This is a genomic window from Propionicimonas sp. (assembly GCF_034927565.1).
Taxonomy (GTDB): Bacteria; Actinomycetota; Actinomycetes; order Propionibacteriales; family Propionibacteriaceae; genus Propionicimonas.
In genome coordinates, this window is record NZ_JAYFPT010000067.1 from 38,912 (window position 1) to 52,786 (window position 13,875).

The following is a 13,875-nucleotide window of genomic DNA, read 5'->3' on the forward strand; positions in this document are numbered from 1 at the left end:
CTCAGCCCCGTCCAGCCAGCTTACCGGCTGCGACGAGCAGCGAGTGACAACGGGTGATGGCGGTGGACGGTGGTGCGGCCAGTGGCCACCACGGCGGGGGAATAGGCTGTCGGGTAACCCCTGGAAGGATCATCCGTGGCGCCGCCGAACCTGGCTGCACGCCGCCGCGAACTCGCGGAGGCGTGGTCGTCGCGCGCGGTCCGGCGTGGCCTGCTGGGAACCGTGCTGCTGTTCGCCGGTTCGCTGACCCCGGCCTACCTGCCGCAGAACAGTCCGTGGTGGGAGCCGCTGCGTGCCCTCGGGCTGGATTCCTGGCCGGTGCGGGTGCTCGGCACCGCCCTGGCAGTGGCCGGGCTGGGGCTGCTGGCGGACGCCTGGCTGAGACTGCGGCCCCGGCCGACGCTGGTCGCCAGACCGTGGGCGGTCTGTCTGCTGTGGAGCCTCCCGTTCCTGCTCGCGCCTCCGGTGTTCAGCCACGATGCCTACGCCTATGCCGCCGAGGGCTGGCTGCTGCGCAACGGGCTCAACCCCTACGAGAACCCGATCAGCGTGCTGCCGGGCGCGTTCGCCGACCAGGCCGCCTGGGCCTGGCGCTATACCACCGCGATGTACCCGCCGCTGTCGCTGCAGCTCTTCCACGGCCTGGTGATCCTCGCCCAGAACAACCCCTACGTGGCGGCAACGCTGATGCGGATCCCCGCGCTGGTGGGAGTGGCGCTGATCGTCGTCCTGCTCCCGAAGCTCGCCGATCGGGTCGGTGTGGACCGGGAGTTCACCGCCTGGTTCGCGGTGCTCAACCCGATCCTGGTGATCGACCTGATCGGCGGGGCGCACAACGACGCCCTGATGATGGGGCTGGTGGTGCTCGCGCTCTGGTTGGCCTTCGACCGCCGGTTCTGGCTGGCCGCGATCACCGTGGGCGTCGCAACGTCGATCAAACAGCCGGCCCTGCTGGCGGCGTGGGCGGTCGCGCTGATCGACCATCCCTGGGAGTCGTTCCGGTGGCGGGACAGCCTGCGGGCGTTGGGACGGCTGGCGCTCGCGACCGCGATCGGGGCGGGCGTCTTCGCCGGGATCACCTGGCTGTCCGGGCTCGGCTATGGCTGGGTGTGGGCGGCGACCGTCCCGGGAGCGGTGATCACACTGGCGCCGACCAGCCTGATCGGGGGTGCCGCGCTGGCGATCCTCACCCTGCTCGGCCAGCCGGAAGCCGCCGTGTCGGCGTGGAACGGGATCCGGATCGGTGGCCTGGCACTCACCGGCGTGGCGATGGTCTGGCTGGCGCTCACCGTCGGCCGCCGGCGTCCGCTGGCCTTCCTGAGCTGGGGCTGGCTGCTGTTCGCCTTCGGTGGGATCGCGATGAACAGCTGGTACGTCACCTGGGGTGGGCTGCTGCTGCCGCTGACCCGGCCGTCCGATCGGGTGGTCAAGCTCTCGGTGGTGGTGATGGCCACGCTGCTGACCTATGGTGCCGGAGGCCTGGCCTGGCGCAACGACGCGATCGGGCTGGTCTTCGGAGCGGCCGCCCTGCTGCTTGCGCTCGTCTGGCGGCACACCCAGGCTCACGCTCAGTCAACCCTCGAATTGCAGGAGATCCATCGATGAGTGAACCCGAGGTGCTGGTCGACGTCGTCGCGGGCGTGGGCAGGATCCGGTTGAACCGGCCGCGCGCGATCAATGCGCTGTCCTACGCGATGCTGCAGACCATCCGCCGGGTTCTGGACGACTTCGCCGTCGACCCCGAGGTCGAGCGAGTGGAGTTGACCGGCGCGGGAGAGCGTGGGCTGTGCGCCGGGGCTGACGTCCGCGCCCTGCGCGCGGTGATCGGCGACGGGTCCGACCCGGCGGAGTTCCTCGGGTTCGAGTACGCGTTGAACCTGGCGATCGCCGAGTTCCCGAAGACCTACACCGCGGTGATGGACGGCATCACGATGGGTGGCGGGATGGGACTGTCGGTGCACGGCTCCGACCGGGTGGTGACGCCGACCTCGCAGTTGGCGATGCCGGAGACCCAGATCGGCCTCTACCCCGACGTGCTGGTGACCTGGTACTTCTCCCGGATGCCTGCCGAGGTCGGCACCCACCTGGCACTGACCGGTACGGCGGTGAACGCGGCGGACGCGCTCTGGCTGGGGCTGGCCGACCGGGTGGTGGGCACCCTGCCGTCCCCGGTGCTGGCCGTCGACCACGACTGGATCACCGAGTGCTACGCGGGTGATGACCCGGTGGCGATCCTCGAACGGTTGTCGCGGCACCCGCAACCCCAGGCCCACCAGGCGGCCGAGACGCTGCGCGCCCGCAGCCCGCTGGCGGTGCACGTGGCATTGGCGGCGCTGCGCCGGGCGGCCGGGCTCACGCTGGCCGAGGTGGCCGCCCAGGACCTGGTGGCCTGCTCGGCACTGGCCCGGCACCCCGACTTCGCCGAGGGCGTGCGCGCTCAACTGGTGGACCGGGACCGCACTCCGCACTGGACTCACGCCAGCCTCGACGAGGTCACGCCCGCCGAGGTGGCGGCGATCTTCACCGCCTGAGCCGGCCCGTCCCCGCTGCCGGCGTTGGCGAGACCGCTGCCGGCAGCGGTGGGGTGCCGGCCTCGAAGATCACCGGCCCGGGCCGGATGCCCTCCAGCCACTCGCGGGTGGTGCGGACGTGCTGCATGGCCAGGAACCGCGCCGACTCCGGATCCCGTCCGGCGATCGCCTGGGCGATCTTGTGGTGAGCCTGGTCGCTGATGACCTTGAGATCGGCATGGCCGGCGTCCTCGTAGACGTGGTAGTCGCGTCCGCGCCGCCGGATCGTCGCCAGCAGGGCGGCGATCACCTCATCGCCGGCGCCGTCGATGATCATGGAGTGGAAGTCCGCGTCGAGCAGCTGGGCCCGATCGGAGGGTTCGGTGGCGGCGAGCTCGTCGGCCAGTTCGGCCAGCCGCCGGCACTGGCCGTCCGACACCTTCGCTGCCGAGAGTGCGGCGGCGTGGCCCTCCAGCACCTCCCGGAGTGGGAACAGTTCGAGAAACCGGTCGAGTGGCAGCAGCGGGATGATCATCTCCAGTCCGGACATCATCTGCTGCGCCGACATGTCGGAGACCGCGGTGCGGCTCCCTGGACGGGCGGTCAGCACGCCCGCGACGGCGAGCATCTTCTGGGCCTCACGCAGCGAACTGCGCGAGACCTCGAACCGTTCGCACAGTTCGGCCTCACTGGGAAGCAACTGGCCAGTTGCCAGCTCGCCGGTGGCGATCATGCGGCACAGCCCGCGCCGGGCGATCTCGACGGCGCTTACAGGCGAATCCATGCCCCTATCTTGCCGAATGTAACGATTGTCAGACAATCACTGCGAAATCTTGGCTGGCTCTGGCGTTTTGCCGGTGATGACGATAATGATTGTCCGACAAGGAGGGCGGATGCCGATTCACCACACTGCGCCGGAGGGTGTCGTTGTCGTCGACCCAGAACCCCGCTGGACGCTCGATCCGCGGGTGCGCCACCTCAACCACGGCTCCTTCGGCGCCGTCCCGGAGGCCGTGCAGGCCGAGCAGGACAGGTTGCGGCGGCTGGTGGAGTGGAACCCGGTCCGCTGGTTCGCCTCCCAGCCGGAGCGGATCGCCGCAGCCCGCGCCGAGATGGCCGCGTTGCTCCGGGTCGATCCGGCCAGGCTCGGGTTCGTGCTGAACGCCTCGGCCGGCGCCTCCGTCGTGTACCAGTCGCTGCTGGGACGCGGTCCGGTTGACGTCCTGGTGACCGATCACGGCTACGGGGCCGTGACAATGGGTGCCCAACGCCTGGCCACCCGCACCGGAGGCCACTGGACGATGGCCCACATTCCGCTCGACGCGACTGCCGACGACGTGGTCGCGATCATCACCGCCGAGTTCGACCGGCATCGCCCGTCGCTGCTGGTGATCGACCAGATCACCTCCGCCACTGCCCGCGCCTTCCCGGTCGAGGAGTTGTGCCGGCTGGCCCGCTCCCGGGGTGTCCTCTCGCTGGTGGACGGCGCCCACGCCCCGGGCGTCCTGGCCGACCCGGTCTGCCGCGAGGCCGACTACTGGGTGGGCAACCTCCACAAGTTCGCCTGTTCCCCGCGCGGAGCCGCCGTGCTGGTGAGCCGCGGGGACGGACAGGAGCTGTTTCCCCTGACCGACTCCTGGGGGGCGCACCTGCCCTACCCCGAGCGGTTCGATCACAACGGGACGATGGACCTCACGGCCTGGTTGGTCGCCCCCTTCGCCTGGCGCCACCTCGATCAGACCCTGGGCTGGGCCAACATCCGCACCGCGGCGCGGCAGTTGATGGACGAGGCCTGCGCGCTGGTCGCCGCCGCGCTCGACGGTCTGGTGGACGACCCGTTGCCGGACGTCGGCCAGCCGGTCGGCCCGATGCGCCTGGTCCGGCTCCCGGGCGAACTCGGCGGCAGCCATGACGAGGCGGACGCGCTGCGCGTCCCGTTCAGCGACGCCGTCGGCATCGCCGGCGCGTTCACCGAGTTCGGTGGCCGCGGCTACTTCCGACTGTCGGCACACGCCTACAACGCGCTGCCCGACTACCAGTACCTGGCCACGGTGGGGATTCCCCTGCTCCACCAGTGGTCCGTCGACCGGAACAGGGGAACCTCTGCGTCCTGAAGACCACCAATCACAAGGAGAAACGATGCGGAAACACCTGCTAACCGCCACGGCGGCGGTCACGGCACTCACCCTCGCGCTCGCCGGCTGTTCCGGCACCGGGGAGACCAATGGCGGCACCACCGGTGGGGGTACCAGCGGAGGTGAGGTCACCCTTCAGATGGTCGAGTCGCTCACCGCACCGGCTCGCACCGAGCTGATCCGGGGCATGCTGGATGACTTCGAGAAGGCCAACCCGGGCATCACGGTGCAGCTGATCTCACCGCCGACCGATCAGGCCGACGCCAAGATCCAGCAGATGTTGCAGGCCGGCTCCGGCGTCGACGTGCTCGAGGTCCGCGACCTGACCGTCGGCCCGTTCAGCAACAACGGCTGGCTCGCCGACATCACCGATGACCTGAAGAACTGGGACGGCTACGCCAGCCTCACCGACCAGGCCAAGGGCGCCGGCGCGATGGCGGCCGACGGCAAGACTTACTTCATCCCCTACGGCTTCTACGGGCTGAGCCTCTACTACCGTACCGACCTGGTGAAGGACGCCGGCTTCGCCGGGCCGCCGAAGAGCTGGGAGGACCTGGTCACGCAGGCGGAGAAGATCCAGGATCCGGCGCAGAACCGCTACGGCTACGCCTTCCGCGGCGGCACAAATTCCGTCGGCCAGATGGTCTCGATCCTCGAGGCCTACAACATGGACAACATCGATCCGACGAACGCCTACCGGCTCGCCAGCGGCGCGTCCATCTTCTCGACACCGGAGTCGCAGGCCGCGCTCGACACGTACATCGAGCTGTTCAAGAAGGGCTCACCGCCCTCGTCGGTGGCCTGGGGTTACGCCGAGATGGTGGAGGGCTTCACCAATGGTTCCACCGCCTTCCTGCTGCAGGATCCCGAGGTGATCGCGACCGTCAAGGGATCTTCGCTGACCGACGACCAGTGGAGCGTCGCGCCGAACCCGGTGGGCCCGTCCGGCAAGGCGGCCTGGCCGATGGCCACTGCCGGCTGGGGCATCACCTCCTTCACCCAGCACAAGGCCGAGGCGCTGAAGCTGATCGAGTTCCTCTCCAACGAGGAGCAGTCCTCGAAGTTCGCCAAGGAGAACTCGCTGGTGCCGATCCAGAAGTCGGCCGCCGAGGACGACTTCTTCAAGACGGGCCCGTGGACGGCCTATGTCGAGATGACCTCGCAGCCACAGACCTACGTCTCGGTGGTCGAGCCGCGCGGAGTGGCCTGGTGGACGGAGTGGACGCAGAAGGAGCAGGCCGACCTGCAGTCCGTCCTGCTCGGCCAGCTGAGTACTGCCGATGCCCTGAAGGGCTGGGACCAGTACTGGACCGAGAAGTGGAAGGCCTGACGGGTGGCCCGGACGGCCTCTGAGGTCGCCAGCGGGGTGGGCGCGCCGAGCGCCCGCCCCGCGCCCCGGCGGCGCTTCACGACCCGCACCGGGTTGACGATCCTGGGCTATCTGGCCCCGGCTTTCGTCTTCGTCGTCATCTTCACCTACTACCCGCTGTTCGTGGGTGGACGGATGGCCTTCCAGCGCTGGACGTTGTGGGACCTCACCAGCACGCCGTGGGTGGGCCTGGGCAACTTCCAGAAGCTCGTGGCCGACCCGCTGTTCGGCAAGACCATGCTCAACTCGGCGATCTGGGTGGTCGGCTCACTGCTCGCCCAGTTCGTCATCGGCTTCCTGATCGCCCTCGCGCTGCGGCAGACGTTTCGCTTCCGGGGCGTCTACCAGGCGGTCATCTTCTACCCGTGGGCAGTGTCCGGCTTTCTGATCGGCATCCTGTTCCGCTGGATGTTCAACTCCGAATTCGGTGTCATCAACGACCTGCTGCAGCGGACCGGCATCACGTCCGTCCCGATTCCCTGGCTGGCCAACCCGAACCTGGCGCTGCTGGCCGTCATCATCGCCAACGTCTGGTACGGCGTGACCTTCTTCGCCATCATGATCCTGGCCGCGCTGCAGTCTGTCCCCGACGAGCTGCGGGAGGCGGCAGCCCTCGACGGCGCCGGACGCTGGCGCACCCTGACCCGGGTCGTCGTCCCCTACATCCGCTCGACGCTGTTGCTGACGGTGCTGCTGCGGGTGATCTGGATCTTCAACTTCCCCGACATCATCTGGGCGATGACCGGCGGCGGACCGGCAAACCAGACCCAGATCGCCACCACCTGGATGATTCAGTTCACCCAGCAGGGCGACTACGGCATGGCCTCGGCCCTGGGCTTCATCGTGATGGGCGTGCTCGTGGTGTTCACCGGTGCCTACCTGACCTTGCTGACAAAGGACCAGCGCTCATGATCAGCCGCTACCCGTTGTCGCTGAAGATCGCCCGGGCAGCGGGCCTGGCGATCTGGGCGATCATCACCCTCTTCCCGCTCTACTGGATCCTGTTGACCTCCCTCAAGCCGGCCAGCCAGATCGCGGAGTACCCCGTCCGGTACTGGCCGAAGACGTTCTCGCTGGAGAACTACCTGCATCTTTTCCAGAAGGCGCAGTTCGGCGACTACCTGCTGAACAGCTTCGCCGTGGCACTGTCGGCGGGCCTGGTTGCGACCCTGATCGCCATGTTGAGCGGGTACGTCCTGTCCCGGTTCCAGTTCCGCGGCAAGGGTGCGGTGCTGCTGGCCTTTCTGGTCACGCAGATGATCCCCGCGTTCATCGCGCTCGGACCGCTCTACCAGATGTTCGTCAAGCTGGGGTTGGTCGACTCCCGCTTCGGGCTGGTCCTGATCTACATCGCGATGACCATCCCGTTCTCGTCGATCATGCTGCGCGGCTTCTTCGACAACATCCCCGACAGCCTGGAGGAGGCGGCGATGGTCGACGGCACCAGCCGGATGGGCGCCCTGTGGCGGATCGTCGTCCCGCTGATGGCACCCGGGATCATCGCGACGTTCATCTTCAACTTCGTCAACTGCTGGAACGAGCTCTTCCTGTCGGTGACCCTGATCAACACCGACTCCCGCAAGACCATCCCGACGGCACTGAACGGCTTCATCTCCAGCTTCAACATCGAGTGGGGGCCGATGTCGGCAGCGGCCGTGCTGACGATCCTGCCGACGATGGCGTTGTTCGCCTTCGCCAGCCGGTGGATCGTCGCCGGACTGACCCAGGGAGCCACCAAGGGCTGAGGACGGCCCCCGCTACCGGTCGGCGTAGTCGACCACCACGGGAGCGTGGTCGCTGAGCCGGGAGTCGTACTCGGCCTCGCGATCGGTGCCGCCGGTGAGGGCGCGCGCGGCCAACTCGGCGCTGGCCAGGTGGTAGTCGATCCGCCAGCCGGTGTTGTTGGCGAACGCCTGGCCGCGCCAGCTCCACCAGGAGTAGGGACCGTCGGCGTCCGGTTGCAGCCGGCGCACCACGTCCACCAGGGTGCGCGGCGACAGGATCGAACCGAACCACTCCCGCTCCTCGGGCAGGAAGCCCTCCGAGTGCTGGTTGGAACGCCAGTTGCGCAGGTCGTTGCGGGTGTGGGCGATGTTGAAGTCGCCCATCACCAGGAACTCCCGGCCCTGCGCCTTCGCCTCGCGGCGGGTTCTGGTCAGGTAGGGACGGAAGGACCGCAGGAAGCGCATCTTGCGCTGGTAGCGGCGGGTCTCGTCCGGGTCGTCGGTGTCCGGGACGCCGCCCTTGGGCAGGTAGAGCGAGGCCACCCGCAACCCTGGCAGGTCAACCTCGAGGTAGCGTCCCTCGGCATCGTGGGCGTAGCCGAAGCCCTCGCGGATGGCCTCGGGCTCGGCCCGGGTGAGCAGCGCAACCCCGTTGCGGCCGGGCAGGTTCCCCTCGTGGTAGCTCAGGTGGTAGCCCTCGAAGGCCTCGTAGGGCAGCAGGGAGGTGGGGCAGCGGACCTCCTGCAGGGCGACGATGTCGCAGTCGCGTCCGGCCAGCCAGTCACCGAACCCGCGGCGGACGGCGGCTCTGATCCCGTTGACGTTGACGGTGGCGATCCTCACGGCATCACCGGCCGGCACGACGGCAGGTGAGGAAACAATGCTGGACCGACGGTGATACAGCATCGTTCGCCGCGGGATCCCCGGGCCGCCGACAGCGATCCTCGTGGGCGACCAGCGCACCTCGCCGAGTCAGTCGACGGGCGCATCAGCGATAGTTGGTGAACTGGACGGCAAAGTCGTAGTCGGCGTCCCGGATCAGCTTCTGGACGGCCTGCAGATCGTCCCGTTTCTTGGAGAACACCCGCAACTCGTCGCCCTGGATCTGGCTGCGGATCCCCTTGGGTCCCTGGTCCCGGATCAGCTTGGCGATTCTGCGGGCGTTGTCGGCGCTGATGCCGGAGTCCAGCGTGGCGCTGATCTTCCACAGCTTGCCGGACAGCCGCGGGTCGCCGGCCGACAGCGACTTCAGGTCGACCTTGCGGCGCACCAGCATGGTCTGGAAGACGTCGAGGACGGCCTTCACCCGCTCCTCGCCGTTGGCCTCCATTTCGACTACCTCGCCTGACCACTTGATCACCGCATCGGTGCCCTTGAAGTCGAACCGGTTGCGCACCTCCTTGGCGGCCATGTTCAGCGCGTTGTCGACCTCCATGCGGTCGACCTTGTTGACGATGTCGAAAGAGCTCTCACCAGCCATGGGGCCATTCTGCCTCACTGCTGTCGATCGAGCCCGTCGAGCCAGGTGGCGAAGACCGCTGTCGCCGCATGACGCAGTGCGGGCCCGTGGCTGGCAGCGTCGGCGCGGAGGGTGCGGGGGTCGATGCCCGCGCTGGCGAGTTCGTGGGCGTGGCCGATCAGCCAGGGCTCGAGGTGGGTGTGGTCGGCCTCCAGATGGAACTGCAGGCCGAGGACGTTCGCGCCGCTCGCGAACGCCTGATGGGGGAAACCGGGCGTGCCAGCCAGGCCTACGGCGCCCTCCGGGATGGCGAACTGGTCGCCGTGCCAGTGCAGCACCGGCACCCCGTCCACGGGTGCGAGGACGGACTCTTGTCCCTGCGGGGTCAGGGTGAGCGGGGCGTAGCCGATCTCCGTGCGTCCGGTCGCGGCCACCTCGGCGCCCAGGGCATCAGCGATCAACTGGGCTCCCAGACAGATGCCCAGGGTCGGCGACCCGGCCTCGAGACGTCTCGCGATGGCCCGCTTCTCGGCTTCCAGAAATGGGTAGGCCGCGGTCTGGTAGACCCCGACCGGGCCGCCGAGGACGACCACCAGGTCGGACTCCAGCAGGGCATCGTCGGTGAGCGGATCGATGCCCGCATCGAGGTAGGACATGCGGTAGCTGCGCTGCGCGAGGAGTGGGGCGAGGATGCCGAGGTCTTCGAACCGAACGTGCCGGATCGCGAGGGCAGTCGACGTCATGGTGCTCCTTCACGGCGAGGTGTCAATGAAGGCTAACGGTGCGGCGCCAGCGGTCGTGAGTGAGTGACCAGTTTCGGCCACTGCCGATTAGTTGTCGACCGATCCGCTTTGCTACAGTGCTCGCGCACGGCAGGTTGCCCGAGCGGCCAAAGGGAGCGGTCTGTAAAACCGTCGGCACAGCCTACGTAGGTTCGAATCCTACACCTGCCACGTGTAAAAAGAGGCCCCTGGCTACGGTGAATATCGAGTCTGGGGCCTCTGAAATTCAGGGCCGTGCCCAATACGTGCCCAATGGTTTCGCGGGGTGCTGCCCTCCTCTGGGCACGGTGACATGGTGCGACGGGGTTCCTCGACCGTGAGATTCCGCTGAGTGTGTCCGTCGAGAGCCACGTGGTTCGTTCTGGGTGTGTTCCAGGGCATCACGAGGAGCACCGATGGCCGGGATCACACCGTTCAGCACAGCCACCGGACGTTGCGTCCATGCCGATGAGGTGCGTTCATGGCTGCGATTTCGAGACCTCTGGCGCGAGTGGGCGATGACAGTGGCCTCGTGTCACGCTTAAGCGCCAAGGCGGGTCAGATAGACGGTATGTGAGGTCCGGGTGGCCTGGCGTTGCGCTCAGGTGGCCCACAGCGTGTCGATCGGGACTGCGCTAACGCGGTCGCCGAAGGAACCGCTGGTTGTTCCGGTGTGGAGGATGAGGATGTGGCAAGCGCTGTCTGCCGCATCGGGTCGCACCACCTAGCAGGTCATCACCGGCGCGCATTGTCGGGCGTTGCCGCGCCCGTCAGCGTCCCTCGAGGCACCGCTGACGCTGAGTACGTCGTCAATCGGACTCACGGTCTTTAGGAGTTGGCGCCGGCCACGACCACCCGTACCCCGGCTGACCGGATCCGGTCCAACTCGGCCGGGTCTGCCGACTCGTCGGTGACCAGGATGTTGATCTCGTCCAGCCCTGCCAGTGCGGCGAACGCTGCCCGACCGATCTTCGAGCCGTCTGCCACGACGATCGTCCGGTCCGCCTTGGCGACCATGGCGTGGTTCGTTCTGGCCTCGGTCTCGTCGTAGGTGGTCACGCCGTCCTCGGCCGAGACGCCGTCGGCGCCGAGGATCGCGGTTCCGATCCGGGTGACGGCGTTGAACGTCCCTTCGGCCAGGACGCCGACCAGCTCCTGCGACTGCGGCCGCAGGATGCCGCCGGTCATCAGCACCTTGAGCCGGGGGAAGCGGGTCAGCATGGTGGCGATGGTCAACGAGTTGGTGATCACGGTGAGGTCGGTGTGCCAGCCGAGCTCCCGGGCCACACAGGCGGTGGTGCTGCCACCGCAGAACGCCACCGAGTGCCGCTCCCGCGGGATCAGTGCCACGGTCGCCCGGGCGATGCGCTGCTTGGCCTCGGCATAGCGGGTGTCTCGCAGCGCCACCGGTACCTCGATTGCTCCGTCGGCCGGGCGGGCCCCGCCATGGGTGCGCAGAATCACGCCCTGGTCAGCCAGGACGGCCAGGTCCCGCCGGATTGTCGCCGGGGAACTGTCGAAGTGTTTGGTGAGGTCAGCGACGCTGGTCTCGACTCGACCGCCGATGAACTCCAGCAGCTCGGCGAGCCGACGAGAACGCTTGCCCGGCTGTCCGGCGACGAAGTTGGCGGGTTGCAGTGACGAAGTGACCACGAACCGATCATCTCAGCTGAGTATTTGCGCGTCAATCCGCTCAATCTGTTGCTCGGATTGCGCGGTCCTGGCGAGAATCAGGGTATGGCCCAGATCACTTTTGTCGGTGCCGGAAGCGTGGTCTTCACCCGGCAGCTCATCGTCGACCTGCTCCGCTTCCCCGACCTGCCCACCGTGGACCTCGTCCTGTTCGACATCGACGCCGAACGCCTGGATGTCGCCCTGGGTACCGCCCGCAATGTCGCCCGGCAACTCGGCAAGCCGTTGGGCGTGCGCGCCGAAACCGACCGCCGGCGGGCCCTGGCCGGTGCCGACTTCGTGGTGAACATGATCCAGGTCGGCGGGATCGACGCCACCCGTGTCGACCTGGAGCTCCCGGCCCGCTACGGACTGCGGCAGACCATCGGCGACACCACCGGGGTGGGCGGGGTGTTCCGCGGACTGCGGACCTTCCCGGTGCTGACCGGGATCGCTGCCGACATGGCCGAGGTCTGCCCCGACGCCTGGCTGCTGAACTACACCAACCCGATGGCGATGAACATCTGGTGGCTGTCGGTGGTCGCGCCCCAACTGAAGGCGGTCGGCTTGTGCCACAGCGTCTACTGGACGGTGCACGATCTGTGCGAGCTGATCGGCGTTCCCCTGGAGGGCACCGACTACACCGCTGGTGGGGTGAACCACCAGGCCTGGCTCACCGAGTGGAGCCGGCACGGCGAGGACCTCTACCCCCGGCTGCGCGCCGCGATCGCTGCCGACCCCGAACTCGAACGCCGGGTGCGGGTGGAGATCTTCGGCAGGGTGGGCTACTACCCCACCGAGACCAGCGAGCACTCCTCGGAATACCTCAGTTGGTTCCTGCGCTCGGACGCGCAGGTGGAGCGCTACCGGCTACAACCGGGGGAGTACCTGGGCATCTCCGAGGAGAACGTCCGCGAGTTCGAACAGGCCCGCGCCACCCTGGCCGCCGGCGGCGACCTGGAGTTGCACGATGAAGCGGCCGAGTACGCGCCGCAGGTCATCCACTCCATGCTCACCGGTACCACCCGGACAATCCATGCCAACGTGGTCAACCGTGGCCTGATCGACAACCTGCCGGCAGGCGCGGTGGTCGAGGTGCCCGCCCTGGTGGACGCTGCCGGCGTCCATCCCCAGCACTACGGCAGCGTCCCGCTGCTCGGCGCCGCACTCAACCGGGCCTACCTCTCGGTGGCCGAACTGGCGATCGAAGCCGCCCGCACCGGCGACCCGCGGTATGTCCGGCAGGCCGTGCTGGCCGATCCGAATGCCAGTTCCACGCTCACCCCCGAGCAGATCTGGGCCCTGTGCGACGATCTCACCGCCGCCCACGCCAGCTACCTGCCGCGGTCGCTGGGCGGAGAGTTGGACATATGACCCTGGCCCGAACCGCCGACCTGATCGCAGCTGCACGGCGGCGCGGACGTGGGGTGGCCGCCTTCAACGTGATCACCCTGGAGCAGGCCGAAGCCGTCGTTGCGGCAGCCGAACAGGCCGGACGGGGGCTGATTCTGCAGGTCAGCCAGAACGCGATCAGGTTCCGCCGTGGCTTCGCTCCGCTGCTGGCGGCCTGCTGCGAACTCGCCCGGGCTGCGACCCAGCCGGTGGCGCTGCACGCCGATCACATCGACGACCCGGAGCTCGCGGGAGCGCTGCTGGCCCGGGCCGAGGAGCTGGGGCTGGGTTCGCTGATGTTCGATGCCTCGACGCTGCCCTACGAGCAGAATCTTGCTGCCACCGCCCGGGTCGCCGCGGCCGGGCACCGGCTCGGCCTGTGGGTCGAGGGTGAACTGGGCGAGGTCGGCGGCAAGGATGGTGCGCACGCCCCGGGCGTCCGCACCGACCCGGATGACGCGGTCGCGTTCGTCGCCAGCACCGGGGTGGACGGACTGGCGGTCGCGGTCGGCAGCAGCCACGCGATGCTGGAACGCACAGCCACCCTCGACCTCGACCTGATCGCCGTCCTGGACGCGGTAGTGCCGGTGCCCTTGGTGCTGCACGGCAGTTCGGGAGTGCCTGACGAGGTGCTCGACGCGGCGGTCGGTGCCGGCATTCGCAAGGTCAACATCGGCACCGCTCTGGCGATCGCCGGCACCGCCCGGCTGCGGCAAGAACTCGCCGACCGGCCGAAGGCCGTCGACCCACGCAGGTACCTCGACGGCGTCCGGGAGGCCACCGCCGCGACTGCCGTCCATCTGCTTGGCGTGGTGGCCTGAGCGGTGCGCCGCTGAGGCGTTGACCGTCCGGCT

The 13,875-nt window shown here is 68.4% G+C and carries 13 protein-coding genes and 1 tRNA gene; 9 read left to right on the forward strand and 5 right to left on the reverse strand.

The window, feature by feature from the left end:
• Nucleotides 1-135 precede the first annotated feature (135 nt).
• On the forward strand, nt 136-1,605 hold the full coding sequence (gene mptB, locus VB080_RS12260) for a polyprenol phosphomannose-dependent alpha 1,6 mannosyltransferase MptB (protein ID WP_323418741.1): 1,470 nt from the start codon (nt 136-138) through the stop codon (nt 1,603-1,605).
• Nucleotides 1,602-2,531 carry an enoyl-CoA hydratase/isomerase family protein gene (locus VB080_RS12265; protein WP_323418742.1) on the forward strand — a complete coding sequence of 310 codons (930 nt, stop codon included), beginning with the start codon at nt 1,602-1,604 and terminating at the stop codon, nt 2,529-2,531. The genes mptB and VB080_RS12265 overlap by 4 nt, the downstream gene beginning before the upstream one ends.
• Here the strand turns inward: VB080_RS12265 and VB080_RS12270 are convergent.
• On the reverse strand, nt 2,521-3,294 hold the full coding sequence (locus VB080_RS12270) for a FadR/GntR family transcriptional regulator (protein ID WP_323418743.1): 774 nt from the start codon (nt 3,292-3,294) through the stop codon (nt 2,521-2,523). The two genes, VB080_RS12265 and VB080_RS12270, sit on opposite strands and share 11 nt — an antisense overlap.
• A 109-nt stretch (nt 3,295-3,403) precedes the next feature.
• On the opposite strand from VB080_RS12270, the gene VB080_RS12275 reads away from it, so the two are divergent.
• Genes VB080_RS12275 through VB080_RS12290 form a run of 4 tightly spaced genes read left to right on the forward strand, consistent with a single transcriptional unit; the run spans nt 3,404 to nt 7,759 of the window.
• Nucleotides 3,404-4,624 carry an aminotransferase class V-fold PLP-dependent enzyme gene (locus VB080_RS12275; protein WP_323418744.1) on the forward strand — a complete coding sequence of 407 codons (1,221 nt, stop codon included), beginning with the start codon at nt 3,404-3,406 and terminating at the stop codon, nt 4,622-4,624.
• A 25-nt stretch (nt 4,625-4,649) separates the two neighbouring features.
• Nucleotides 4,650-5,975 (forward strand): sugar ABC transporter substrate-binding protein, encoded by a 1,326-nt coding sequence (locus tag VB080_RS12280; protein ID WP_323418745.1) that lies wholly within the window; start codon nt 4,650-4,652, stop codon nt 5,973-5,975.
• A gap of 3 nt (nt 5,976-5,978) precedes the next feature.
• Entirely contained in the window at nt 5,979-6,926 is a 948-nt protein-coding gene (locus tag VB080_RS12285; protein WP_323418746.1) for a sugar ABC transporter permease, read from the forward strand.
• On the forward strand, nt 6,923-7,759 hold the full coding sequence (locus tag VB080_RS12290; protein WP_323418747.1) for a carbohydrate ABC transporter permease: 837 nt from the start codon (nt 6,923-6,925) through the stop codon (nt 7,757-7,759). Before VB080_RS12285 ends, VB080_RS12290 begins: the two co-directional genes overlap by 4 nt.
• 12 nt (nt 7,760-7,771) lie before the next feature.
• On the opposite strand, the gene VB080_RS12295 is transcribed toward VB080_RS12290, so the two are convergent.
• The 3 genes from VB080_RS12295 to VB080_RS12305 all read right to left on the reverse strand — a co-directional run bounded on the left by VB080_RS12295 (nt 7,772) and on the right by VB080_RS12305 (nt 9,940).
• Nucleotides 7,772-8,581 carry an exodeoxyribonuclease III gene (locus VB080_RS12295; RefSeq protein ID WP_323418748.1) on the reverse strand — a complete coding sequence of 270 codons (810 nt, stop codon included), beginning with the start codon at nt 8,579-8,581 and terminating at the stop codon, nt 7,772-7,774.
• A gap of 145 nt (nt 8,582-8,726) precedes the next feature.
• The gene (locus VB080_RS12300; RefSeq protein ID WP_323418749.1) at nt 8,727-9,218 is read right to left on the reverse strand and encodes a YajQ family cyclic di-GMP-binding protein; all 492 of its coding nucleotides are present in this window, start codon (nt 9,216-9,218) and stop codon (nt 8,727-8,729) included.
• A 14-nt stretch (nt 9,219-9,232) separates the two neighbouring features.
• Nucleotides 9,233-9,940: a glutamine amidotransferase gene (locus tag VB080_RS12305; RefSeq protein ID WP_323418750.1), complete on the reverse strand. Its 708-nt coding sequence runs from the start codon at nt 9,938-9,940 to the stop codon at nt 9,233-9,235.
• A gap of 128 nt (nt 9,941-10,068) precedes the next feature.
• On the opposite strand from VB080_RS12305, the gene VB080_RS12310 reads away from it, so the two are divergent.
• Nucleotides 10,069-10,150: transfer RNA gene (locus VB080_RS12310), tRNA-Tyr, on the forward strand.
• A 636-nt stretch (nt 10,151-10,786) separates the two neighbouring features.
• Here VB080_RS12310 and VB080_RS12315 read toward each other — a convergent pair.
• Entirely contained in the window at nt 10,787-11,611 is an 825-nt protein-coding gene (locus tag VB080_RS12315; RefSeq protein ID WP_323418751.1) for a DeoR/GlpR family DNA-binding transcription regulator, read from the reverse strand.
• Nucleotides 11,612-11,695: 84 nt separating this feature from the next.
• Here VB080_RS12315 and VB080_RS12320 point away from each other — a divergent pair, with 84 nt between their 5' ends.
• The gene (locus VB080_RS12320) at nt 11,696-13,003 is read left to right on the forward strand and encodes an alpha-glucosidase/alpha-galactosidase (RefSeq protein WP_323418752.1); all 1,308 of its coding nucleotides are present in this window, start codon (nt 11,696-11,698) and stop codon (nt 13,001-13,003) included.
• On the forward strand, nt 13,000-13,842 hold the full coding sequence (locus VB080_RS12325; protein WP_323418753.1) for a class II fructose-bisphosphate aldolase: 843 nt from the start codon (nt 13,000-13,002) through the stop codon (nt 13,840-13,842). The genes VB080_RS12320 and VB080_RS12325 overlap by 4 nt, the downstream gene beginning before the upstream one ends.
• The last annotated feature ends 33 nt before the right edge of the window (nt 13,843-13,875 follow it).

Excerpts from the sequence above, each read along its gene's own strand:
- VB080_RS12290 (WP_323418747.1), top strand. The coding sequence starts at position 6,923 with ATGATCAGCCGCTACCCGTTGTCGCTGAAGATCGCCCGGGCAGCGGGC.
- VB080_RS12305 (WP_323418750.1), bottom strand. The coding sequence starts at position 9,940 with ATGACGTCGACTGCCCTCGCGATCCGGCACGTTCGGTTCGAAGACCTC.
- VB080_RS12270 (WP_323418743.1), bottom strand. The coding sequence starts at position 3,294 with ATGGATTCGCCTGTAAGCGCCGTCGAGATCGCCCGGCGCGGGCTGTGC.
- VB080_RS12265 (WP_323418742.1), top strand. The coding sequence starts at position 1,602 with ATGAGTGAACCCGAGGTGCTGGTCGACGTCGTCGCGGGCGTGGGCAGG.
- VB080_RS12275 (WP_323418744.1), top strand. The coding sequence starts at position 3,404 with ATGCCGATTCACCACACTGCGCCGGAGGGTGTCGTTGTCGTCGACCCA.
- VB080_RS12300 (WP_323418749.1), bottom strand. The coding sequence starts at position 9,218 with ATGGCTGGTGAGAGCTCTTTCGACATCGTCAACAAGGTCGACCGCATG.
- VB080_RS12280 (WP_323418745.1), top strand. The coding sequence starts at position 4,650 with ATGCGGAAACACCTGCTAACCGCCACGGCGGCGGTCACGGCACTCACC.
- VB080_RS12325 (WP_323418753.1), top strand. The coding sequence starts at position 13,000 with ATGACCCTGGCCCGAACCGCCGACCTGATCGCAGCTGCACGGCGGCGC.
- VB080_RS12320 (WP_323418752.1), top strand. The coding sequence starts at position 11,696 with ATGGCCCAGATCACTTTTGTCGGTGCCGGAAGCGTGGTCTTCACCCGG.